Raw genomic sequence first — 24024 nt, forward strand, 5'->3', positions numbered from 1 at the left:
TCTCCTTATTCCGCAGCTACGGGCATGCCGAACTCGGCCATGGCGGCGAATTCGTGCGCGTCCTTGCCGTTGACGCGCTCTTCCCACGGGTCGACCTGGGCAAAGGTCTGCGAATAGACGAAGCGCTCGAAGTAGTGGCGGCGCTTGGCCAGGTCGTCGACGATGTTGGCCTTGATCGAGGGCGTGCCGACGCGCTTGGCCCACTTGTAGATGCGTTCGAGATAGCGGCCCTGTTCGCGGTAGAGCTGGGTCAGGGCGACGATGATTTCGAGCGCCTCGTCCTCGGTATCGGCATGGCAGAGCAGTTCGGTGCCCTTGATGTCGAGCCCCGCTGCCCCGGCAAAGTGGATGTCGTAGCCACTATCCACGCAGATGACGCCGATATCCTTGCAGGTGGCCTCGGCGCAGTTGCGCGGGCAGCCCGAGACGGCGAGCTTGACCTTGGCCGGCGTCCAACTGCCCCACATGAATTTTTCAAGCCGGATGCCCAGGCCCGTCGAATCCTGGGTGCCGAAGCGGCACCAGTCCGAGCCTACACAGGTCTTGACCGTGCGCAGACCCTTGGCATAGGCGGCGCCCGAGACCATGCCGGCGGCATTGAGATCGGCCCAGACAGCCGGCAGGTCTTCCTTCTTGACGCCCAGCAGGTCGATGCGCTGTCCGCCGGTGACCTTGACGGCCGGGATGGCGAACTTGTCGGCGACATCGGCGATGGCGCGCAGTTCCTTGGGGTTGGTCATGCCGCCCCACATGCGCGGCACGACCGAATAGGTGCCGTCCTTCTGGATGTTGGCGTGGACGCGCTCGTTGATGAAGCGCGACTGGCCATCATCCTCGTATTCACCCGGCCAATCGGAGACCAGGTAGTAGTTCAGCGCCGGGCGGCACTTGGCGCAGCCGCAAGAGGTCTTCCACTCCAGCTCCTGCATGACGGCGGGAATTGACTTGAGACCCTTGGCGATGATCAGGCGGCGGACGTCGTCATGGCCATATTCGGTGCAGGGGCACATGGGCTGGACGGCGGCGGGGTTATAGGCGTCGCCCAGCGTGACGTGAAGCAGTTGCTCGACCAGATGTGTGCACGAACCGCAGGATGCGGAGGCCTTGGTATGGGCGCGCACGCCGTCCAGGGTCGTCAGGCCCTTGCCGGTGATTGCGCCGGTGATCTTGCCCTTGCACACGCCGTTGCAGCCGCAGATCTCTGCCTCATCCGGCAAGGCTGCAACGGCCGCCATAGGGTCCAGGGCGGCACCGCCCTGGTATGCCTGGCCGAAAATAAGCGTGTCGCGCATTTCGCGTGTATCGACGCCGCGCTTGAGCAGGTCGAAGAACCATGGGCCGTCGCTGGTCTCGCCATAGAGCACGGCGCCGATGATGCGGTCGTCCTTGAGCACCAGGCGCTTGTAGACGCCGGCGCTGGCGTCACGCAGCACCACCTCTTCGCGGTCTTCGGCCTCGCCGAAATCGCCGGCGGAGAACAGATCGATGCCGGTGACCTTGAGCTTGGTCGAGGTGACCGAGCCCTGGTAGGCAGCCGCCTGGCCGGCCAGGGTCTTGGCCAGCACCTCACCCATCTCATAGAGCGGCGCGACCAGCCCATAGCAGGTGCCGCGATGTTCGGCGCATTCGCCCAGGGCGTAAATATGCGGGTCGTCGGTGCGCAGCTGGTCGTCGACAACGATACCGCGATTGACGGCGAGCCCGGCAGACTTGGCAAGGCCGGAAGCTGGGCGGATGCCCACGGCCATCACGACCATCGAGCAGTCGATGACGGTGCCGTCGCTGAGTTCAACGCCGGTGACGCGGTCAGTGCCCAGCACCTGCTTGGTATTGGCCTTGGTCATCACGGCAATGCCGCGATCCCTGAAGGCCTTTTCGAGCAGATAGCCGGCGGCGGGATCGAGCTGGCGCTCCATCAGGGTTGGCTGCAGATGCAGCACGGTGACGTCCATGCCCTGCATCTTGAGGCCGGCGGCGGCTTCGAGGCCGAGCAGGCCGCCGCCAATGACCACCACCTTGCAGCCGACACCTGATGCCAGCATCTTGTCGACGTCGTCGAGGTCGCGATAGGTCACGACACCCGGCAACTGGTGGCCGGGCACGGGTGGGATGAATGGGCTGGAGCCCGTGGCGATGACGAGCTTGTCGTAGTCTGCGACGATGCCGTTGGTGGAGACCACGCGCCGGTTCTCGCGGTCGATCAGGGTGACCGGCGAGGATTTGTGCAGGGTGACGTTGTTGGCCGAATACCAATCGTCGCCATGGGTGATGATGTCCTCATAGGTTTTTTCGCCGGACAGCACCGGGGAAAGCATGAGGCGGTTGTAGTTCACGCGCGGTTCGGCGTTGAAAATCGTGACGTCGAACTGGCCGGGTGCAGCCTCGAACAGATGCTCGAGCATGCGCCCGGGGGCCATGCCGTTGCCGATGATGACTAACCGTTCTGCCATCCGTGTCTCTCCACCTGCCGCCGCTAGCGCGGCGCGAAAACAAAAAAGCTGCCAACCGACCTCCGGCCCGACGTGGGTCGAGCAGTGTCAGTTGGCAGCTTTGCCTGAAGTGACGCCCAGCACTGGACGCCGAAACTGGTGACACCATGGGGTGCCGCAGCAACAACAATGCAGGAAGCGTGCCAAACCCTCGCGGTTGACGTTATGCCAACGAAATCAAGTATTTGACCTAACTGGTCGCTTTTGCCAAAACACCATCCCAGCCAGCAGCGCCGCCCAATCGAAGGTCAAACTGCGCAAAAACTGTGCAATAGGCAGTTCTTCAGGAAACTGCCCAAGGCTTGATCATGCGTGAGGTTGTCGAAGTCCGTGCGGCTCATTCGTCGTTGGCATGGCCGTGGAGCGGCAAGAGGAGATGAAGATGAAGTTCATGACATTGGTGAAAACGACGAAGCCGGGCACAGGTGCGCCGCCCATGGCATTGATGCAGGCCATCGGTCAGATGGGCGCCGAAGCTACCGCCGCGGGCGTACTGGTTGCTCAGGGCGGACTGATGGGCAAGGACGAAAGCACATTCATCGCTATCCGGCAGCGCAAGGTAATGGTGACAGATGGTCCGTTTGCCGAGAGCAAGGAACTGGTCGGCGGCTATGCGGTGTATGACGTCCCGACCAAAGCAGAGGCTATCGAATGGGCGACGCGCTTTGCGAACCTCCACACCGAGCACTGGCCGGGCTGGGAGGGAGACATAGAGGTCCGGCCGATCATGGGGTAGGGGCGTTTCCTCACTCTCCCCAAGGGGAGGGTGAGGAAGCTCAATGCTGCCAGACGACAAGTCCGGCGGCGGTGGCCATCATGGCGCCGGCGGTCTTGTTGAGGCGGCCCAGGGCGCGCGGGCTGCGGAACATCTCGCGGGCGGCGGAGGCCAGCCAGGCATAGCCACAACCGATGATCAGCAGAACGACGATCACGATGAAGGTGAGCTCGGTGAACGCGACGGGGTTCATCTGGTCGAGCGGGATCACCGTGGGGAGAATGGCGAGATAGAAGACGATGGTCTTGGGGTTGCCCATGGTCAATGAGAAGCCGGCCAGAAAGGTCTTCCAGCCATCTTCGTTCTTTGGCTTCATCTGCTCGCTGCCCGGACGCGCGGTCCAGAACCTGTAGGCGATATAGAGCAGGTAGGCCGCGCCGGCCCAGCGGATGACCACAAAGACCGGGCCGAACCAGGTGGCGATTGCGGCGAGGCCGAACACGGCAAAGACGAAATAGACGAGATCGCCGGCAAGGATGCCCAGCACCATGGGGAAGGCGCCCCTGAAGCCGCCACCCAGGGCGCGCGCGACAACTGCCGCCACGCCCGGGCCGGGCACCAGCACGGCGATGGCATAGGCAATGGTGAAGGTCGCGAGGGTGAACAGGTCCATGGCAAGGGTCTCGGTTGGGAGGCGGACACTACGCCGGGGTTGGGAGATCGGCAAGACGGGCCCGATCTCTCGTCGGCTCGGTCCCCAGGCGCGCGAACTTATCCACCCTTCCCAAACCTCCTGCATACTCCTTCCATCTTCACGGCAGAGCCGGTCATGACGAGTGATGACCGTGGAGACAGCCAGGGATGGGAGGTCGCTTCCATTGGGCGGGGGGAACTCGGCAGCTACGCTTGCGACACAGCGTGCCTGGCCCGGACCTGCGAAAATCCTGGCGTGGTGGCGAGGCAATGGCCTCACTTCCTTCATCTACCCCTTCGAGGCAGGCGCCTCGCCACCATAGCTCTCGGAGCGCCCCTTGGCGTTTCCCAGAGCGAAGCGACGACGCGATAACCGCAGCCAGGCGGCACCTTGGCACGTCCCTAGGGCAGCCGTGCCAAGCGTTCCAGCAGGAGGGCAAAGAAGCCTTCGGCATTGCCGTTGCGGAGATAGTTGACGTTCCGGATCTTGCCGGTGACATGCCAGAAGTCCGCGACGGTCATGCCCACCGTCAGTTCGCTGGCGGTTTCGACAGTCACATTGCAATGCCGGCCCTCAAACAGGTCAGGCTGCAGCAGGTAGGCGATGACAGTGGGGTCATGCAGCGGTGCGCCGGCCCAGCCGTATTTTTGCAGGTCAAAAGCTTCCGAAAAGGTCAGCATCTCATAGATTGCCTTCCCCGATTTGTTTCCCAGACCAAAAATGGCGGCAAGGCGTTCGGGGGTCGACTGGATCTGGTGGGTGACGTCGAGCGGCAGCATGGTGATCGGCACGCCCGAGCGCAGCACCACATCTGCCGCTTCCGGATCGACATAGATATTGAATTCGGCAGCAGGCGTGATGTTGCCCACCTCGAAATAGGCGCCGCCCATCATCACGATTTCGGCGATGCGCTCGGCAATGGCAGGCTGCTTGACCAGCGCCATGCCGATATTGGTCAGCGGTCCCAATGTGCAGAGCGTTATGCTGCCCGGTTCGGCAGACATGAGCGTATCGATGATGTAGTCGACGCCGTGCTGTTCCTGAAGCGGGATCGTGGGATCGGGCAGGTCGGGGCCGTTAAGCCCGGTCTCGCCGTGGACATGTTCGGCGGTCACCAGGTGCCGTCGCATCGGTCGCGCGCATCCGGCGTAAACGGGGATGTCACGGCGGCCGGAGAGCTCGACCACCTTGCGGGCATTGGTGGCGTTGTGATGAAGGCCCACATTGCCGGCCACCGCCACGACACCAAGGACGTCAAGCTCTTCCGGCGATGCGAGCGCGAGCAGGATGGCGACCGCATCGTCCTGGCCGGGATCGGTGTCGATGATGATTTTGCGTGGCATGAAAGGACCTTGGGCAGGCAGGGGAATCGAGGCGGCACAGTACCCAGTGACGGGCGCGCGGTCGACAGGGCGACGCGGGCTTGCTCAACGGAACGTTTGCACCCGGCCAACGTTACCGAACCGCGAGGGGTCTCGAACACTGGAAATCACATGGCACGCGCAGCAAAGCTAGCGGCACCCACAGACATGAGCGAAAGCCAGTTCGAGCGGGTTGCAGCCAATGCGTCTCGTATCGCCATGATTTTCGTCGGCTTCCTCGCCCTCCTGGTCGCCCTGCAGGTCGGCCAGGTCTTCCTCGCCCCCGTGACCCTGGCAATCGTCATCGGCCTGATGTTCGGCCCGGTCGCTGACCGCGTCGAGCGTTTCGGTATCCCCCCGGCGCTGTCGGCTGGCATCGTGGTGCTGATGCTGATCGGCGTGATTGCAGGCGGCGTGGTGTTGTTCGCAGTGCCGCTGTCGGAGTGGGTCGCTCGTGCCCCGCTGATCTGGACCAAGTTGCAGCAGCAGCTTGCGACCCTGGAAGGCCCCCTTGAAGCCGTCACCGCGTTTCAGGAGCAGGTGACCTCGATTTTCGGCAAGGACAATGCAATGTCCGTCACCGTCGAGGATGGCGGTCAGGTCATCAGCATGGCCATGCTGGCGCCGGCCATTCTCGCGCAAGTGCTGATTTTTCTCGCCAGCCTCTATTTCTTCGTGGCAACCCGCGACCATATCCGGATTTCGGTGCTGTCGCTCTGCGTCAGCCGGCGCATGCGCTGGCGCACGGCGCATGTGTTCCGCGACGTGGAGACCAAGGTCAGCCGCTTCCTGTTGTCGATTACCATCATCAATTTCTGCGTTGGCTGCGCCGTATCGCTGGCCATGTGGGCCATCGGCATGCCGTCGCCGCTGCTGTGGGGCGCCATGGCTGCGGTGCTCAATTATATCCCCTATGTGGGGCAGGGTGTTATGATCCTGGTGTTGCTCGCCGTGGGCCTTGGGACGCAGACCGGCCTCCAGCATGTGCTTTTGCCGGCAGGGTGTTACCTGGCGATCAACTTTGTCGAGGGCCAGATCGTCACGCCCCATTTCATCGGGCGCACGATGACCCTCAACCCCTTCCTGATCTTTCTTTCGATCACCTTCTGGCTTTGGGCCTGGGGGCCGATGGGCGGCCTGGTGGCCGTGCCGACGCTGCTGATCGCCACCTCCATGCTGGCGCACATGCTGCCCAGCAAGCCGCTGGTGCCGAGCCGGCCCGTGCGCCGGACGCGCAATATGACCGACCGCGAAGAGCTGCTCGCCAACACGGCGCGGGCTATTCGCGAGCAGACCGAAGACGAAAAGAGTCCGTCCGAAAAGCGCAAGGAAGAGCGGTTCGAACCTCCCGAGGGCACCGCACCGACCGGCGCGGAAAAGGTCGCGTAGACCCCCGCATGCCGCCAGCGCGCTTGACGCGGCGCGTCAGGTCAACAAAGACTCCGCCTCTGAATTGGGCGGGAGAATTTCGTGGCGGGTGAAGTAGCTGGACATGCGGTCGAGGCGGCAGCGCATGGCGTCGACCTGATACCGGTGGTGGCGCTGCTGGGGGCGGCGGTGGTCGCGGTGCCGCTGTTCAAGCGTATCGGGTTGGGGTCCGTGCTCGGCTATCTGGCCGCCGGGCTGCTGTTGGGACCGTCGGGCATCGGTCTCATTACCGATCCCGAATCGGTGCTCACCACGGCCGAGTTGGGGGTCGTGATGTTCCTCTTCATCATCGGCCTGGAAATGGAGCCCGCCAAGCTGTGGGCGCTGCGCAAGCAGATCTTCGGCCTGGGACTGGTGCAGGTGGCTGCCTGCGGCATGCTGCTGACGGGCGTCGGCGTGATCCTGGGCTTCGCCCCGGTGGTCGCCTTCATATTCGGCATGGGTTTCGTGCTCACCTCCACCGCTATCGTCATGCAGATCCTGGGCGAGCGGGGCGAGTTGTCGACCGATAGCGGTCAACGCATCGTTTCGATCCTGCTGCTGGAAGACCTGGCCATCGTGCCGCTGCTGGCCATCGTGGCGTTCCTTGCGCCCGGCACGGGTGAGCAACAGGTGGAACTGGCCACGCGTCTGCTGGGGATCGCTGCGCCCATCGGGGCGGTGCTGCTGCTGATTTTTGTCGGCCGCCGCATCATGAACCCGCTTTTCGGCCTGCTCGCCTCGAGCAAGTTGCGCGAGGTGATGACGGCCGCTGCGCTGCTGGTGGTCCTGGGCGCGGCCCTGCTGTTCCAGGCGAGCGGCCTCTCCATGGCCATGGGCGCATTCCTCGCCGGTGTGCTGCTGTCGACCTCGACCTTCCGCCACCAGCTCGAAGCCGACGTCGAGCCGTTCCGCGGGATCCTCCTGGGCCTGTTCTTCCTGGCGGTCGGCATGTCGCTGGATCTCGATATCGTTGCCGCAAGCTGGCAGATCATCACGGTCAGCGTGGTCGCCTTCATGCTGGTCAAGGCCAGCGCCATCTATGGCATCGCCAGGCTCCTCAAAGCCCCACATGCCGAAGCGGTGGAACGGGCGGTCCTGATGGGGCAGGGCGGCGAGTTCGCCTTTGTCCTCTACACGACCGCCGTCACCGCCGGGATCATCGACGGACCGACCAATGCCATCTTCACCGCCACGGTGATCGTCTCGATGGTCCTGACGCCATTTTTCATCATCGGACTGCGGTTCCTGGTGCCAAGGCAGACCCAGTCGATGGAGGGCGTGGAGGAAGTATCGGGCCTGTCCGCGCGGATCCTCATCATCGGCTTCGGGCGGTTCGGACAGATAGCCAGCCAGCCGCTCCTGGCCATGCGCCACTCGGTTTCCATCATCGACAATGACACCGAGATGATCCGCGCCGCGGCCAGCATTGGCTTCAAGGTCTATTATGGCGACGGCACGCGCCTGGACATCCTGCGCGCCGCCGGTGCGAGCACGGCCGACCTGATCCTGGTCTGCACCGACAAGAAGGAGCAGACCACGCGGATCGCGGAACTCGTGCGTGACGAGTTTCCGCTGGTGCGCGTCATGGCCCGCGCCTTCGATCGCGCCCACGCGATCGAACTGGTCAAGGCGGGTGTCGAGTATCAGCTACGCGAGCTGTTTGAATCCGCGCTCGAATTCGGCGGCGAGGCAATCCGCTCGCTTGGCGCCGATGCCGAGGAGGCTCAGGAGATTGTCGAAGGGGTTCGGATGCGGGACCGTCAGCGCTTCGACCTGCAACTGGCAGGTGAGGACTGGCGTAACCTCGGTACGCTGCTGATCAGCAATGCACAGGAACAGGCACGGGAAAGCGGTGTCACGGTTCCCCATGCCCAGGCGGAGGATGCCGTCGCCAAGAGCACCCAGCCAGCGCAGCCCGCATAGGAGGGGGCTTCCGCCTGCCCAAATTAAGTGCAAGACTAAAGTCTCTAGAGGGGAATACATCGTTATGAAACCTGGATTGCGATATGCCGCAACAGCCGATCGTTTACGACGCCCCTACGCCGGAACCACGTGCCCGCACCGTTGAGGCCATCCAGGCGGAAATACTAGAAAGGCTGATCTATTCAGTCGGTAAGGACCCCATTGTCGCGCGGCCACATGACTGGCTGGCCGCGACGATCCTGGCGGTGCGCGACAGGGTCATGGACCGCTGGATGGAATCGTCCCGCGAGACGTGGCGCACCTCGCACAAGCGGGTCTATTACCTCAGCCTCGAATTCCTCATCGGCCGGTTGATGCGCGACGCGATGAGCAATGTCGGGCTCATCGAGCCCGTGCGGGATGCTCTCAAGAATCTCAATGTCGATCTGGGCGACCTGATCAACCTCGAGCCTGACGCGGCCCTGGGTAATGGCGGCCTGGGGCGCCTGGCGGCCTGCTTCCTTGAATCCATGTCGTCGGTAAAAATCCCCGCTTATGGCTACGGCATTCGCTACGTGCATGGCCTGTTCCGCCAGGAAATGAGCGAAGGCTGGCAGGTCGAACTGCCGGAAGAATGGCTTGCGCACGGCAATCCGTGGGAATTCGAGCGGCGCGAGAGCGCCTACGAGATCGGCTTCGGCGGCCATGTCGAGCCAGTGACCGACCCCGATGGCACGGTGCGGCAGGAATGGCGCCCCAATGATCACCTCCTGGCGGTGGCCTACGACACGCCGATCGTCGGCTGGCGCGGAGCGCGGGTGAATACGCTGCGCCTCTGGAGCGCCCAGCCGATCGATCCGATCCTGCTCGACAAGTTCAACTCGGGCGACCACATCGGCGCACTGGAGGAAAGCGCACGCGCCGAGGCCATCACCCGCGTCCTCTATCCTGCGGATTCCACGGCCGCCGGGCAGGAGTTGCGGCTGCGGCAGGAGTTCTTCTTCTCGTCGGCTTCGCTCCAAGACATCGTGCGCCGGCACCTGCAGCAGTATGGCGACCTGGGCTCGCTGCCCGACAAGGTGGCCATCCATCTCAACGATACCCACCCGGCCATCTCGATCGCCGAACTGATGCGCATCCTGGTGGATGATAACGGGCTGAAATGGGCCGATGCCTGGAAGCTGAGCCGCGGCGTGTTCGGCTATACCAACCACACGCTGCTGCCGGAGGCGCTTGAGAGCTGGCCGGTGGCGCTGCTGGAACGACTGCTGCCGCGGCACATGCAGATCATCTACCAGATCAATGCCGAAGTGCTGACCGATGCCAGGGTGCGGGCAAAGTTCACCGATGCACAGATTGCCAATGTCTCGCTGATCGATGAGTCCGGCGGACGGCGAGTGCGCATGGGTCAGCTCGCCTTCGTAGGATCGCACTCGATCAATGGCGTCTCGGCACTGCACACCGAGCTGATGAAGCAGACGGTGTTCTCGGACCTCCACAAGCTCTATCCCGACCGCATCAATAACAAGACCAACGGCATCACGCCGCGGCGTTGGCTGATGCAGTGCAACCCCGATCTCACCAAGCTGATCAGCGAGCGGATCGGCCCGGACTTTCTCGACGATATCGACCTGCTTAAGGGGCTGGATGCCCATGCCGACGATCCGTCGTTCCAGTCGCAGTTCGCAGCGGTCAAGCAGGGCAACAAGGAGCGGCTGGCCAAGCTGATCAAGGACCGCATGGGGATCGTCGTATCACCCAACGCGCTGTTCGACGTGCAGATCAAGCGCATCCACGAATACAAGCGGCAGCTGCTCAACATTATCCAAGCTGTTGCGCTGTATGATGAAATTCGCGCCCATCCGGAACGGGACTGGGTGCCGCGCGTTAAGATCTTCGCGGGCAAGGCGGCTCCCGGCTACTGGAACGCCAAGCTTATCATCAAGCTGATCAACGATGTCGCCAAGGTGATCAACAACGATCCGGCGGTGCGTGGCCTGCTCAAGGTGGTGTTCCTGCCAAATTACAATGTGAGCCTGGCCGAAGTGATCGTTCCTGCCGCCGACCTGTCTGAACAGATTTCGACGGCCGGCATGGAAGCATCTGGCACCGGCAACATGAAGTTCATGGCCAACGGCGCCATCACCATCGGCACGATGGACGGGGCCAATGTTGAAATGCACAAGGAAGTGGGGGCGGAAAATATTGTGATTTTCGGCCTCACGACCGAAGAGGTGAACGAGAAGCGGGCCAAGAGCGAGGTGCCGCGCGCGGCCATCGACGCCTCGCCGCGTCTCAAGGAAGTGCTGGAGTCGATCGCTTCGGGAGTTTTTTCCCCGGATGATCCGCACCGCTATCGCGACCTCATCGGCGGCCTATACGACCACGATTGGTTCATGGTCGCACGTGACTTCGACGCCTACGTGGCTGCGCAGGCGCAGGTGGATGCCATCTGGCTGGACAAACGGCGCTGGAACGCCATGGCAATTCGCAATACCGCCCATGTGGGGTTCTTCTCGTCCGATCGGACGATACGGCAGTATGCGCAGGAAATCTGGGGTGTTCCGGTGGCGTCGTCATGAAAGTGGACGCCGATCGGGCACCGGCAGGCAAGATCGGCCGAACGCTGATTTATCGTTGAGAGAACGCCGCAGTAGTGCGGGCGTTTTCGTCGGGGGAGCGTGCGTGTGAATAAGGAAGACTGGCAAGCCGATGCACGGGAAGTGGACGCGATCGTCGCCGGTCGCCACCATAACCCGTTTGCATTTCTGGGGCTGCACGACGTCAACGGCCAGTGGGTGCTGCGGACTTTCATTCCCCATGCCGAAATGGTGTCGGCCTATTCACTCGAAGGAACGGCGCTCGGCCATCTGATCCCGCGTCACGCTGGTGGATTCTTCGAGGGCAAGGTCAGCATCGACAAGCGCCAGCCCGTCCGTTACCGCGCGAAAAATGCCGGCGGCGAGTGGGACGTGTACGACCCCTATTCGTTCGGGCCGGTGCTCGGGCCTCTCGACGACTACTATATCGGCGAAGGCAATCACCTGCGCCTGTTCGACAAGCTTGGCGCCCACGAGATGGAATTCGAGGGCATTCACGGCACACATTTTGCCGTCTGGGCCCCCAATGCACAGCGCGTGAGCGTGGTGGGTCCGTTCAATGAGTGGGACGGCCGGCGTCACCCCATGCGTAATCGGTTCGAGACCGGCATCTGGGAAGTATTCATCCCGGTACTTGGAACAGGCACGCTCTACAAATACGAGATCGTCGGCCCGGACGGTACGGTGCAGCCGCTCAAGGCCGATCCGTTTGCACGGCAATCGGAATTGCGGCCGCGCACGGCATCGGTGGTGCCTGACCCGACAGAGTTCGTCTGGACGGACAGCAAGTACATCGAGGAGCGGGCGACCCGCGACTGGCGGCGTACGCCCATGTCGATCTACGAGGTGCATCTGGGCAGCTGGCGGCGGCGGCCGGATGGTGGTTTCCTGACCTATGACCAACTAGCCGAGCAGCTCGTGCCCTATGCGGCGGACATGGGTTACACCCATATCGAGCTGTTGCCGATCACCGAGCATCCGTTCGATCCAAGCTGGGGCTACCAGCCGACCGGCCTCTATGCGCCAACCGCACGTTTCGGCGATCCCGCGGCGTTTGCCCGTTTCGTCAATGCGGCCCACGAGGCGGGCCTCGGGGTTATCCTGGATTGGGTCCCGGCGCATTTCCCGACGGACGCCCATGGCCTGGCCCATTTCGACGGCACGGCGCTCTATGAGCATGCCGATCCGCGCCAGGGCTACCACCCGGACTGGAACACGGCGATCTACAATTTCGGCCGCCGCGAGGTGGTGAGCTTCCTCGTCAACAATGCCCTTTACTGGCTGGAGAAATTCCATCTCGACGGACTGCGTGTCGATGCCGTGGCCTCGATGCTCTACCTCGACTACTCGCGCCAGCAGGGTCAGTGGGTGCCCAACAAGTTCGGCGGCAACCAGAACCTGGAAGCCGTGGAATTCCTTCGCCGGGTGAATTCGGAGGCCTATCGCCTGCACCCGGGAACCTTCATGATCGCCGAGGAATCGACGTCATGGCCGGGGGTGAGCCATCCTGCTTATTCAGGTGGGCTGGGCTTCGGCTTCAAGTGGAACATGGGCTTCATGAACGACACGCTGCGGTATATGAGCCGCGAGGCGGTGCATCGGAAGTACCACCATAACGACATGACCTTTGGCACGGTCTACGCGTTCAGTGAGAACTTCGTGCTGCCGCTGAGCCACGACGAAGTGGTGCATGGCAAGGGGTCGCTGCTCGAAAAGATGCCGGGTGACGACTGGCAGCAATTTGCCAACCTGCGCGCCTATTATGCGTTCATGTGGGGTTTCCCAGGCAAGAAACTGCTGTTCATGGGCCAGGAATTTGCCCAGCGCGACGAGTGGGCCGAGGCAAAGTCGCTCGACTGGTACCTGCTCGAAGCGGGCATGCATGAGGGGATGCGGCGGCTCATCGCCGATCTCAACCTGGCCTATCGGCAATTGCCGGCTTTGCATGAGCGCGATTGCGAGCCGGATGGCTTTGAATGGGTGATCGGCAACGATCACGCCAATTCGGTGTTTGCCTGGCTGCGCAAGGCACCGGGGAGCGACCCGGTCCTGGTCGTGAGCAATTTCACGCCAGTGCCACGTAGCGGGTACAAGATACCCATGCCGCTGGCCGGCAAATGGGTGGAGCGCATCAACACCGATGCCGGTTGGTATTCCGGATCCAACACCGGCAACCAGGGTGCGGTGAAAGCCTATGCCGTCGAGGGCCAGCATTGGCCTGCGGAAGCAGAGCTCTATCTGCCTCCCCTGTCGACATTGTTCCTGAAATTCGAGCCGGCCTGATCCGGCAACAGCGCGATACGTCCCGGCAAACGGGCATAGTGGAGGGTAGAAGAATGGCAGATTACAGGACACCATCGCCGCTGGCCCGCGAGGCCATGGCCTATGTGCTCGCCGGTGGCCGGGGCACGCGCCTGATGGAACTGACCGACCGACGCGCCAAGCCGGCGGTCTATTTCGGCGGCAAGTCGCGCATCATCGACTTTGCGCTCAGCAATGCCATCAATTCGGGCATCCGCCGCATTTCGGTGGCGACGCAATACCAGGCGCACAGCTTGATCCGCCATCTGTCGCGTGGCTGGAACTTCCTGAGGCAGGAGCGTAACGAAAGCTTCGACGTGCTGCCCGCGTCCCAGCGGGTGCGCGAGGACATGTGGTATGCCGGCACGGCCGACGCCGTGTACCAGAACATGGACATCATCGAGGATTCCGGCGCGCGCTACATCGTCATCCTGGCGGGCGACCACATCTACAAGATGGACTACGAAATCATGCTGCGCCAGCATGTGGACACCGGTGCCGACGTGACCATCGGGTGCCTGGAAGTGCCGCGCATGGAGGCTACGGGCTTTGGCGTGATGCATGTGGACGGGCGCGACCGCGTGGTCGACTTCGTCGAGAAGCCCAAGGATCCGCCGGGCATCCCCGACCGACCCGACATGGCGCTGGCCTCGATGGGTATCTACGTGTTCGAGACACGCTTCCTGATGGAGCAGTTGCGTCGCGATGCAGCCACCGAAGGCTCCAGCCGCGACTTCGGCAAGGACATCATCCCCTATATCGTCAAGAACGGCACCGCCTGGGCGCATCGTTTTCCGCGCTCCTGCGTCCGCTCCAGCAACGAGGAAGTCAGCTACTGGCGCGACGTCGGCACGATCGACGCCTATTGGAAGGCCTCGATCGACCTGACCGACATCAAGCCGCAGCTCGATCTCTACGATCGCGATTGGCCCATCTGGACCTATGCCGAGATCACGCCCCCGGCCAAGTTCGTGCATGACTTCGACGGGCGGCGCGGCTCGGCGGTCAATTCGTTGGTTTCCGGCGACTGCATTGTTTCGGGCGGACACCTGCAAAAGACGCTGCTTTCCACCGGCTCCCGGGTGCACTCCTATTCCGAGCTCGATGAAGCCGTGGTGCTGCCCTATTGCGACATCGGCCGCAATGCACGGTTGCGCAAGGTGGTGATCGACCGCGGCGTCAACATCCCGGAGGGACTGGTGGTGGGCGAAGATCCGGAATTCGACGCCAAGTGGTTCCGCCGCAGCGATGACGGGGTGACGCTCATCACTCAGTCAATGATCAACAAGTATCTGGCTGGCCGATGATCGAAGTTCTCTCGGTTGCTTCCGAGGTCTATCCGCTGATCAAGACCGGGGGGCTCGCCGACGTGGCGGGTGCCTTGCCGGGGGCGCTCGGCAGCCGTGGCGTGACCATGCGCACGCTGGTACCAGGCTATCCTTCGGTGATGGAAAAGCTCAATGGCGGGCGCGTGGTCAAGGAACTGGATGACCTGTTCGGGGTCAGCGCCAAGCTGATCGCCGCGCGGGTTTCCGGCCTCGATGTCATCGTTATCGATGCGCCGACGCTCTACGACCGGCCGGGCAACCCTTATGTCAGCCCGGATGGATGGGATTGGCCCGACAACTGGAAGCGCTTCGCTGCGCTGAGCTGGGTAGCTGCAGAACTGGGCATGGGGATGGTCGATGGCTACCGCCCCCAGGTGCTGCATTGCCACGATTGGCAGGCGGGACTGGCCCCGGCCTATATCAAATATGGGCCGACTGACACGGTCAAAACCGTGATGACCATCCACAATATGGCGTTCAAGGGGTTCTTCGGTCCCGAGATTTTCGGCCAGCTGCGCCTGCCGCCCCATGCCTTCGGGGTGGGGGGCGTAGAGTATTACGGCGGCATTTCCTACCTCAAGTCGGGCATGGAATGCGCCAACTTCGTCACGACGGTGAGTCCGAACTATGCCGACGAAATCCGGACGCCGCAGTTCGGACTGGGGCTGGAAGGGCTGCTCAACGGCCGAGCCGACACAGTGGTTGGCATCCTCAACGGTATCGACACCGATGCCTGGGATCCGACCAAGGACACGGCCCTGGCGCAGACCTATTCGGCAAACACGATCCATATGCGGCAGGCCAACAAGCAGGCGCTGGTGGAGAAATTCGGGCTCGACGGATCAGACGGGCCGCTGTTTTGCGTGATCAGCCGGCTGACCGACCAGAAGGGCATGGACCTGCTGCTGCAGGCTACGGACGGCCTGGTGGATTTGGGTGGGCGATTGGTCGTGCTCGGCTCGGGTGAGGCCTATTTGGAGGACGGGTTCCGCCACATGACGGCTCGACATCCCGGGAAGGTCGCCATGACCACCGGCTATAACGAGGCCCTCAGCCACCTCATGCAGGGCGGTTGCGACGCCATTGTCATTCCCTCGCGGTTCGAGCCTTGTGGCCTGACGCAGCTCTATGGTCTGCGCTATGGCTGCGTGCCGGTGGTGAGCCGCATTGGCGGCTTGGCCGATACGGTTATCGACGCTAATCCGGCAGCCATTGCGGCCGAGGTGGCTACCGGCGTCGTGTTCGACCCCAACAGCGCCCACGCGCTTTATGAAGCGATCCGCAAGACGGTGCGGCTCTATCGTGACGACAAACTCTGGAAGAAAATCCAACGGCGGGGAATGAAATCGGACGTGTCCTGGGACGCCAGTGCCGCGCGCTATGCCGATCTCTACGCCAACCTTACCGGGCTGATGACCAATGACGATCCAGACCATTAAGACCACGCCTTATGGCGATCAGAAGCCCGGCACATCGGGCCTGCGCAAGCGGGTGACCGTCTATCAGCAGCCGAATTATGTCGAGAACTACATTCAGGCGATCTTCGATAGTCTCGAAGGGTTCGAGGGCAAGACGCTGGTCATCGGCGGGGACGGGCGCTTCTACAACGACGTGGCCATCCAGAAGGCGATCCGCATCGCCGCGGCCAACGGTTTCGGCAAGGTGCTCGTGGGGCAGGGCGGTATCCTCTCGACGCCGGCCGCCAGCCATGTGATCCGCCACTATAAGGCTTTTGGTGGCCTCGTACTCTCGGCCAGCCATAACCCAGGCGGGCCGGAAGGCGACTTCGGCATCAAGTACAACATCGGCAATGGCGGACCTGCGCCCGAGAAGATTACCGACGCCGTCTATGCCCGCAGCAAGGTGATCGACAGTTACAAGACCGTGGACGCGCCCGACATCGCGCTGGGACAGATCGGGACGCAGCGGGTCGGCGACATGGTGGTGGAAGTCATCGATCCGGTGGCGGACTATGCAGCACTGATGGAAACGCTGTTTGACTTCGGTGCCATCAGAGCATTGTTCGCCTCCGGCTTCCGCATGACCTTCGACGCCATGTCGGCGGTGACCGGGCCCTATGCGCACAAGATCCTCGAGGACATGCTCGGGGCACCCAAGGGCACGGTGGTCAATGGCACGCCGTCACCGTCGTTCAATGACGGCCACCCCGATCCGAACCTGGTCTATTGCAAGGACATGCATGACCTGCTGATGACCCCTGCGGGTCCGGATTTCGGGGCGGCATCGGACGGTGACGGGGACCGCAATCTCATCATCGGCAAGAACCGGTTCGTGACGCCGTCGGATTCGTTGGCCCTGCTGGCGGCCAATGCGCATCTGGCGCCGGGCTACAAGGGTGGCATCGCCGGTATCGCCCGCTCGATGCCGACCAGCGCCGCGGCCGACCGGGTCGCCGAGAAGCTCGGCATCGAAATGCATGAGACGCCGACGGGCTGGAAGTTCTTCGGCAACCTGCTCGATGCCGGTCGCGTCACGATATGCGGTGAAGAAAGCGCCGGCACGGGCAGCAACCATGTGCGCGAGAAGGATGGTCTCTGGGCCGTGCTGCTGTGGCTCAACATCCTTGCCGTCCGCAAGCAGGGTGTCGATCAGATCGTGCGCGAGCACTGGGCGACCTATGGCCGCAACTATTATACCCGGCACGATTATGAAGAAGTCGACGCGGCCATCGCCAACAAACTGATGGACGATCTGCGGGCGCAATTGCCGGGCTTGCCGGGCAAGACGTTCGGCGACGACCTGCAGGTCGCCTATGCCGATGACTTCACCTACCACGATCCTGTCGACGGCTCGACCAGTGCCAGGCAGGGTGTCCGGATCGGCTTTTCGGATGGGTCGCGCATCGTTGTGAGGCTGAGCGGAACCGGCACGGTCGGCGCCACGTTGCGTCTCTATCTTGAGCGATATGAGGCCGCCGATGGACGACATGATCTCGACACCCAACTTGCCCTTGAACCGCTCATCGGACTGGCAGACCAACTCATCGGGATCAAGCAACGCACCGGACGCCAAGAGCCCAGCGTCATTACCTAACATCGGAAAACCAATGAAACCCATGTTGGTCCCCAACGGGGGCAGTATCACCCATCTCGGCGCCACGGTGACCGAGGTGGGTGTCAACTTTGCCGTCTATTCGGAAAGTGCCACCAACATCTGGGTGTCGATCTTCGACGAGACCGACCAGGAAACAGATCGGTTCGAGCTGGACGTCCGCCAGGACAATATCTTCGCCGGCCTGGTTTCCGGCCTGGGCGTGGGCACGCGCTATGGGCTGCGCGCCGATGGTCCGTATGATCCGGACCAGGGCTATTTCTTTGATCCGATGAAGCTGCTGGTCGATCCCTATGCCAAGCGGCTCGACCGTGTCTTCGTGCGCTCGCCCCGTTTGCGGCTGGATCGCTCGGAGGCGGTGGATACCGCGCCGCTGATCCCCAAGGCCATCGTCGTCGGCCTTGGAAACGAGAACATCCTGCCGCGCAAGAAGGCGCCTGGGATGTTCTACGAGATGAACGTGCGTGGCTACACCATGCGTCATCCCGGCGTGCAGGGGCCGTTGCGCGGCACCATTGCGGCGCTGACGACGCAGCGGGTGATCGACCACCTGAAATATATCGGCGTCGACACCCTGCAACTGATGCCGACTGCCGCCTGGATCGACGAGGGCCACCTCCCCGTACTGGGCCTGACCAATGCCTGGGGATACAATCCGGTGGCCTACTCGGCGGTCGACCCACGCCTGGCGCCGCGCGGACCGCAGGAACTGCGGAACATGACCGATCTCTATCGCAAGAACGGCATCTCGGTGATCCTGGACGTGGTGTACAACCACACCGGCGAAAGCGACGCCAATGGCCCGATGCTCAGCCTGATGGGGCTCGACGCCAAGACCTATTACCGGTTCGTCGAAGTCGACGGCAAGCAGCACCTGGTCAACGATACGGGCACGGGCAATACGCTGCGCTGCGATCACCCGGCCACGCAGCGGCTGGTCATCGATTCCTTGCGCTACTGGGTCGAGGAAATGGGCGTCTCCGGCTTCCGCTTCGACCTGGCGACAGTGCTCGGCCGTGACCCGGGCTTCAACCCGAATGCCGAAATGCTGCAGAAGATCAAGGCGGACCCGGTGCTCAAGCAGTGCATCCTGGTCGCCGAACCCTGGGATCCGGGTCCGGGTGGCTATGGACTGGGCCAGTTCGGCAAGGAGTTTAAGGAGCACAACGACACCTATCGCGACGAAATTCGCGAGTTCTGGCGCGGCGAGAACGGCAAGATCGGCGCGCTGGCCGGCAAGGTTGCAGGGTCGGCCGAAATCTTCAATTTCGCAGGCCGCAAGCCGAGCCACGGTGTCAATCTGCTGGCCGTGCATGATGGTTTCACGCTGCGCGACCTGGTGAGCTACCAGGACAAGCACAACGACGCCAACGGCGAAGGGAACCGGGACGGCCACAATCACAACGCGTCGTGGAATTGCGGTGTCGAGGGCGAGACCGACGACCCCGGCATTATCGCGGCGCGAAAGCGCGACGTTCGTGCCATGCTGGCGACGCTGCTGCTGTCCCGGGGCGTGCCGCTGCTGCAGCAGGGCGACGAGATGTATCGGACCCAGCACGGCAACAACAATGCCTATGCCCAGGACAATGAAATCACCTGGGTCGACTGGGAAGGTGCCGATGGAGACCTCGTCGACTTCGTGGCGGCGATGTCCAAGTTCCGCAAGGCCCACGTGGCATTGACACATGACCACTTCCTGTCCGGCCAGGACAAGGCCGGTATCCGGGACGTGGTCTGGCTGCACCCTGACGGTCGCGAGATGAACGAAGGTGACTGGAACGATTCCGGCGCCTCGGTGCTTGGCATGCACCTCCGGCACAAGGATGACGAGGTCCTGGTCTGGTTCAACCGGCGGGTCGAGCCGGTGGTGGCAAGGTTGCCCGAAGGCGGCTGGCAGGTCGGAATCCTGTCCGAAGCCACCGCCAGTGTCCCCGTCGCGGATGGCACTGCGACACTGTCGCCTCGCTCGGTCATTGCCCTCGTGCGGGCATGATCGTCGGACAGCTCAGTGACATCCACGCCGATGGCAGCGCCGAAGCGCTGCAACGGCTGGATGTGGTGCTGGGCTGGCTGGGACCGCTGCGACCCGACGCAGTCATTGTCAGTGGCGACCTGGCGGAGTCCGATCATCAGCGCAGCTATCGCGCGGTGCGCCAACGGCTGGAGAACCTCGGCGCACCGTTCTTCGTGGTGCCCGGCAATATGGACGACCACGGCCTCATGATGGAGGCATTCGGCGATCTTTACGGTTGGTCCAGCCCGCGGCCACTCAATGTCGTTGGTTCGCTGCGTGACCTGCGCCTCATCGGGCTCGACGTGACCGTGTCCGGTGCGCACCATGGCGATGCGCGCCCCGTGCTGGATTGGCTGTCACGGGAACTCAATTCGGACGACCCCCCAGCACTGATCTTTCAGCATCAGCACCCTTTCAAAACCGGCATCGACGGCAAGGACCGCAATATCTGCTTTGGCGGCGACGAACTTGCCAGGGTGATCGAGAATGCCCGCAGTCCCGTCATTGCGCTGACTTGTGGTCACGTGCACCGGCCCATGTTTACACGCTTCGCTGAACGCCCAGCCACTATGGCCCCGTCCGTGGCACGCGCGAACCGGCTGCGACTTGACGGTCGGGAGAGCAATATCAGCGACCCCCCCGGCTTGCTGGTCCACCACTGGTCTGAGGGCCGCCTGGTCAGCCATGCGGTGGCGGTGCACTAAAGCGGCACTTCGACCATGCCGGCGCGCCGGTATAGGCTGAGGGCAGGGGCGTTGGCCGCGCCGACCTTGAGATCGACATGCGACAGGCCCCTGTTTCGAAACTCCGCGAAGGCTTCAGCCAGCAGGGCGTCACCAATGCCTCGGCCGCGCCAGGGTGGCACCACGGCGAGGTCCTTGATGAACCCCGATGTCCAGCACTGCGCGAGGCCGACGGGATTTCCTGCTGCGTCGAGCGCAACAAACACCAGCGCCGGATCATATTCGCTGTCCGCGGTGAGCAATGTCCACCAGTCCCCGAAGGCGGGTGGGACAGTGCCGAAGCCGTTCCGATAGGCGTCGGCAAGAATGGCATGGACCAAGTGCGGGCGGTTTTGGTTCACCCTCGCCGGGCGTATGCCTTCAGGCCATGTGGGGGGTGACAGGGGAGGCACCAGGTCCTTGCGCATGCGGAGAATAGGGCTCACGGACAATCCTTACCAAGGTTACCGATGGTCCACATTTGGAGTGCTTCCATAATCCACCGGAAAGCCGAAATCATGCCCCGACAATTCCCAAGATCGATCCAAAATCCGCCGTGGCGCGGCAGCGATATAGCACCCGTCGACGCGATGTCACGCCGATGACCGCTCGCAGAACCTGCGGCCTAATCTCGTAATCGTATGGAGCTTTCAAATGAACCCGATGCGTTCCGTATCGGCGGCAGTGCTGCTCGCTGCCATTGTTGCTGTTCCCGGCACCGCCGCCTTCGCTGCCACGATGCCGGCGGATACCGCCAAGCTGACCGTTGGCGCCAAGACCGACCTTGTCCCCGTGGGTAACCTGGTGGACATGATCGGCAGCTGGACGGCCGGCGACCTGGCCTTCCTCGACAAGGCGACCAGCATCAAGACCTACGATACCAAGGCACTCTACCCGGCGGCCGAGCAGGCCAAGATCGCGAGCGCGGAAACTGCCAAGGCGAGCCAGCTGGGCAAGTTCCGTGAGGCCATCCGGTCCGATGCCGCACTCAATGGCTGGTTTGCCGCCAACCACATCGACGTCAACCGGGTGATCGCCGTGGCCGATCCGCACGGCAATCCCGAGATTTTCCTGTACTAGGGCGCCTGTACCCCGGGCCTTGCCAGCCCGCGCCCTGAGCCTGGTGCGTCCCCGAGCCAGGCCAACGCGCCGGATCCTGAAGGGTCCGGCGCTTTTGTGTTACGCTGAGCCGTTGCGCAGAACTTATTCGGCCGCCTGGCTATCCACGAAACCGCCGGTTTTTTCGATCCAGTCGATGATCTGGTCCAGGCTTTCGCGGCGCAGCAGGTCGGTGAAGACATAGGGGCGTCCGTCGCGGACCTTCCGGGTGTCGCTTTCCATCACTTCGAGACTTGCGCCGACATAGGGAGCCAGGTCGGTATGGGTAATGACCAGCAGGTCGGAGCGCGAGATGGCCGGGCCGCCCTTGCGCGGCACCTTTTCGCCCTGGGCGACCGAGATCACATAGATGGTGATGTCGGCAAGGTCGGGCGAGAAAGTGGCCGCGAGATTATCCCCGCCACTCTCGATCAGGATGATGTCGAGGTCGGGGAACTTGCGATTGAGATCGTCGATGGCCGCCAGGTTCAGCGAGGCGTCCTCGCGGATGGCGGTATGGGGACAGCCGCCCGTTTCGACGCCGACGATGCGGTCTTCCGAGATAGCCTGGACACGCGCCAGGATCATCGCGTCCTCGCGAGTGTAGATGTCGTTGGTGACGACGGCCATCGAGTAGCGATCGCGCATTGCCTTGAGCAGCATTTCGCACAGCGTCGTCTTGCCCGAGCCGACGGGGCCGCCAATGCCGATGCGCAGGGGACCGTTGAGAGATTTCATAGCAGCCTCAGGATGACGAGTGCGACAAAGCCCAGGCCCAGGAACAGGCAGAGCGGGGAATAGACCCTGGTGTCATTGAGCCGGAAGTTTGGTTCAGGCGTCTTGTGCGCCCACCAGGCGGTGTAGCCAATGACGCCGCGAGCGAGGAACACGGCTGCGAGCGGCAGGCCGAGCAGGCTCAAAGGAAGACCGCCGCTGTCATGATCGGCGAGGGCCAGGGCCATGATCCCAGCGGCGAGGGTGGCCACCGCCACCGCGAATGAGGCAAGGCGCGGCGGCATGCGCTCGATGCCCTCGAAGCCCACCACGGTCTGGGCCAGCAACTTCTCGCTGCGGATGGGCCATGTGCGGCCGATGGACCAGAGGAAGTGGGCCGTGGAGACCGCCAGCAGGACGATGAACATGAAGGCGGCGATCAGCATGCTCATGAGCGGAAAATTCTCGTGGTCAGGGTTTCATGGGACATCTGGGCAATATCCGCGGCGTAGGCTACCGAGCCAATATCGTCGAGTGCGGCATGCTGGCACATCTCTGCTACCGAGGCTATTTCCGGCTCGAGATCGGCCATGATGGCGAGCCCATCGGACTGGCCGATCGGCACCAGGCGAACCGCGACCGATACCTGACCGTGGACGCTCGCCGTAAGCCAGGCGAGCAGTGCCGCGTTTACGGCAATGCCATGGCCGCCAGTAATTGCGCCGACGGCGATGGGATAGGGGCAGGGAGTCGGCATATTGGCGAGGACCGGTGTGGGCCAGGCGCGCGCCGCCGTGGCAAAGGCGGACCCGGTAGTCGTCGTCTCCTCGTGGCGTTCGCGCGCCGGGGTCAGGGCCAGGCAGAGATCGGCCAGGTCGCGGAGCTCCGTTGCATCGTGGGCAGCACGGTGGGCATGAGCGAACAGGATGGCATCGGTGCGAAGGCTCCCGTGGGAGAGCATGCCCCGGACCCAGGCTTGCGTGGTTGACCGGTCGTGTACCGTGCCTGACGCAATGGCGGATTCGAGGCCCGCAGACCAGGCGAATGCGCCGACTGGAAAGGCTGGAGAGAGCCAAGTCAGCAGTTTCTGCAGATCGCTGGTTTGGCTCATCGCGCCAGCAGGGCGTGGCCGTGGCCCTGGTCGCCATGGCTGTGATAGGCGCCGTGTTCGGCGAAGAACGGTTCGGTGACATCGCTCACGGCGGCGCCCAGGCCTATCAGCATGGCCTTAAGCACGTGGTCGCGCTTGATCAGGATGCGGTCCGCTTCGAGTTGGGCCGAGGTGTGACGATTGCCGATATGCCAGGCAAGGCGCACCAGATGGGCAGCGTCGCGACCGCGCACTTCGTAGAGCAGTTCCTCGGCGGCAACAACGCCCGCAAGCCGCCCGTCTTCGAGCTCGAGCGCGCTGTTGGGCTCCAGCGTGATGGTCTGGGGGAAGTCGACCATCACTTCGTCGCCACGCGTAAGGCGCAGCAGCTTGCGGCGCAGGCGGCGTTCGCTGTGGTCCAGGATCACCGTATCATAAGGAAGGCCGCGTCCATGATCGGGCGGCAGGAGGGAAACGACGCGCAGCATTGGCTCGGGCAGTCCGTGATCGAAGT

At 63.0% G+C, this 24024-nt stretch carries 19 protein-coding genes; 11 read left to right on the plus strand and 8 right to left on the minus strand.

Going from position 1 to position 24024, the window contains the following annotated elements:
- Positions 1-5: 5 nt before the first annotated feature.
- The gene (nirB, locus tag JI749_RS08185) at positions 6-2450 is read right to left on the minus strand and encodes a nitrite reductase large subunit NirB (RefSeq protein WP_201662073.1); all 2445 of its coding nucleotides are present in this window, start codon (positions 2448-2450) and stop codon (positions 6-8) included.
- 421 nt (positions 2451-2871) lie between these two features.
- Between nirB and JI749_RS08190 the strand changes: the two genes are divergently transcribed.
- A complete protein-coding gene (locus JI749_RS08190; RefSeq protein WP_201662076.1) occupies positions 2872-3225 on the plus strand; it encodes a YciI family protein in 354 nt (117 codons plus the stop codon).
- Between the two features lie 40 nt (positions 3226-3265).
- Here JI749_RS08190 and JI749_RS08195 read toward each other — a convergent pair whose 3' ends face one another.
- Both JI749_RS08195 and JI749_RS08200 read right to left on the minus strand, forming a co-directional pair.
- Positions 3266-3877: a LysE family translocator gene (locus JI749_RS08195; protein ID WP_201662079.1), complete on the minus strand. Its 612-nt coding sequence runs from the start codon at positions 3875-3877 to the stop codon at positions 3266-3268.
- A 422-nt stretch (positions 3878-4299) separates the two neighbouring features.
- Positions 4300-5241 carry a nucleoside hydrolase gene (locus JI749_RS08200; protein ID WP_201662082.1) on the minus strand — a complete coding sequence of 314 codons (942 nt, stop codon included), beginning with the start codon at positions 5239-5241 and terminating at the stop codon, positions 4300-4302.
- Positions 5242-5391: 150 nt separating this feature from the next.
- Here JI749_RS08200 and JI749_RS08205 point away from each other — a divergent pair, with 150 nt between their 5' ends.
- The 9 genes from JI749_RS08205 (at position 5392) to JI749_RS08245 (ending at position 20590) form a co-directional block, all read left to right on the plus strand.
- Entirely contained in the window at positions 5392-6648 is a 1257-nt protein-coding gene (locus JI749_RS08205) for an AI-2E family transporter (protein ID WP_201662084.1), read from the plus strand.
- Between the two features lie 81 nt (positions 6649-6729).
- Positions 6730-8592, plus strand: coding sequence for a monovalent cation:proton antiporter-2 (CPA2) family protein (locus JI749_RS08210; RefSeq protein ID WP_233280898.1), 1863 nt, complete (start codon positions 6730-6732; stop codon positions 8590-8592).
- 83 nt (positions 8593-8675) lie between these two features.
- The gene (locus JI749_RS08215; RefSeq protein ID WP_201662086.1) at positions 8676-11153 is read left to right on the plus strand and encodes a glycogen/starch/alpha-glucan phosphorylase; all 2478 of its coding nucleotides are present in this window, start codon (positions 8676-8678) and stop codon (positions 11151-11153) included.
- 99 nt (positions 11154-11252) lie between these two features.
- Entirely contained in the window at positions 11253-13454 is a 2202-nt protein-coding gene (gene glgB / locus JI749_RS08220; RefSeq protein WP_201662088.1) for a 1,4-alpha-glucan branching protein GlgB, read from the plus strand.
- Positions 13455-13507: 53 nt separating this feature from the next.
- The gene (gene glgC, locus JI749_RS08225; protein WP_201662090.1) at positions 13508-14779 is read left to right on the plus strand and encodes a glucose-1-phosphate adenylyltransferase; all 1272 of its coding nucleotides are present in this window, start codon (positions 13508-13510) and stop codon (positions 14777-14779) included.
- Positions 14779-16239 carry a glycogen synthase GlgA gene (glgA, locus tag JI749_RS08230; RefSeq protein WP_201662681.1) on the plus strand — a complete coding sequence of 487 codons (1461 nt, stop codon included), beginning with the start codon at positions 14779-14781 and terminating at the stop codon, positions 16237-16239. Before glgC ends, glgA begins: the two co-directional genes overlap by 1 nt.
- The gene (locus JI749_RS08235) at positions 16220-17854 is read left to right on the plus strand and encodes an alpha-D-glucose phosphate-specific phosphoglucomutase (protein WP_201662092.1); all 1635 of its coding nucleotides are present in this window, start codon (positions 16220-16222) and stop codon (positions 17852-17854) included. The genes glgA and JI749_RS08235 overlap by 20 nt, the downstream gene beginning before the upstream one ends.
- 13 nt (positions 17855-17867) lie before the next feature.
- Positions 17868-19865 (plus strand): glycogen debranching protein GlgX, encoded by a 1998-nt coding sequence (gene glgX, locus JI749_RS08240; RefSeq protein ID WP_233280900.1) that lies wholly within the window; start codon positions 17868-17870, stop codon positions 19863-19865.
- The gene (locus tag JI749_RS08245) at positions 19862-20590 is read left to right on the plus strand and encodes a metallophosphoesterase (protein ID WP_201662094.1); all 729 of its coding nucleotides are present in this window, start codon (positions 19862-19864) and stop codon (positions 20588-20590) included. The genes glgX and JI749_RS08245 overlap by 4 nt, the downstream gene beginning before the upstream one ends.
- Here the strand turns inward: JI749_RS08245 and JI749_RS08250 are convergent.
- On the minus strand, positions 20587-20949 hold the full coding sequence (locus tag JI749_RS08250; RefSeq protein ID WP_201662097.1) for a GNAT family N-acetyltransferase: 363 nt from the start codon (positions 20947-20949) through the stop codon (positions 20587-20589). The genes JI749_RS08245 and JI749_RS08250 overlap by 4 nt on opposite strands.
- Positions 20950-21262: 313 nt before the next feature.
- Between JI749_RS08250 and JI749_RS08255 the strand changes: the two genes are divergently transcribed.
- Positions 21263-21688 (plus strand): hypothetical protein, encoded by a 426-nt coding sequence (locus tag JI749_RS08255; protein ID WP_201662100.1) that lies wholly within the window; start codon positions 21263-21265, stop codon positions 21686-21688.
- Between the two features lie 123 nt (positions 21689-21811).
- Here the strand turns inward: JI749_RS08255 and ureG are convergent, their stop codons facing one another.
- Genes ureG through JI749_RS08275 form a run of 4 tightly spaced genes read right to left on the minus strand, consistent with a single transcriptional unit; the run spans position 21812 to position 23998 of the window.
- The gene (ureG, locus tag JI749_RS08260; RefSeq protein WP_201662103.1) at positions 21812-22444 is read right to left on the minus strand and encodes an urease accessory protein UreG; all 633 of its coding nucleotides are present in this window, start codon (positions 22442-22444) and stop codon (positions 21812-21814) included.
- On the minus strand, positions 22441-22872 hold the full coding sequence (locus JI749_RS08265; protein WP_201662106.1) for a DUF3995 domain-containing protein: 432 nt from the start codon (positions 22870-22872) through the stop codon (positions 22441-22443). The genes ureG and JI749_RS08265 overlap by 4 nt, the downstream gene beginning before the upstream one ends.
- Positions 22869-23531, minus strand: coding sequence for an urease accessory protein UreF (locus JI749_RS08270; protein WP_201662111.1), 663 nt, complete (start codon positions 23529-23531; stop codon positions 22869-22871). Before JI749_RS08270 ends, JI749_RS08265 begins: the two co-directional genes overlap by 4 nt.
- Entirely contained in the window at positions 23528-23998 is a 471-nt protein-coding gene (locus JI749_RS08275; RefSeq protein WP_201662114.1) for an urease accessory protein UreE, read from the minus strand. Before JI749_RS08275 ends, JI749_RS08270 begins: the two co-directional genes overlap by 4 nt.
- Positions 23999-24024 lie beyond the last annotated feature (26 nt).

It is taken from the genome of Devosia oryziradicis, from assembly GCF_016698645.1.
Lineage (GTDB): Bacteria > Pseudomonadota > Alphaproteobacteria > Rhizobiales > Devosiaceae > Devosia > Devosia oryziradicis.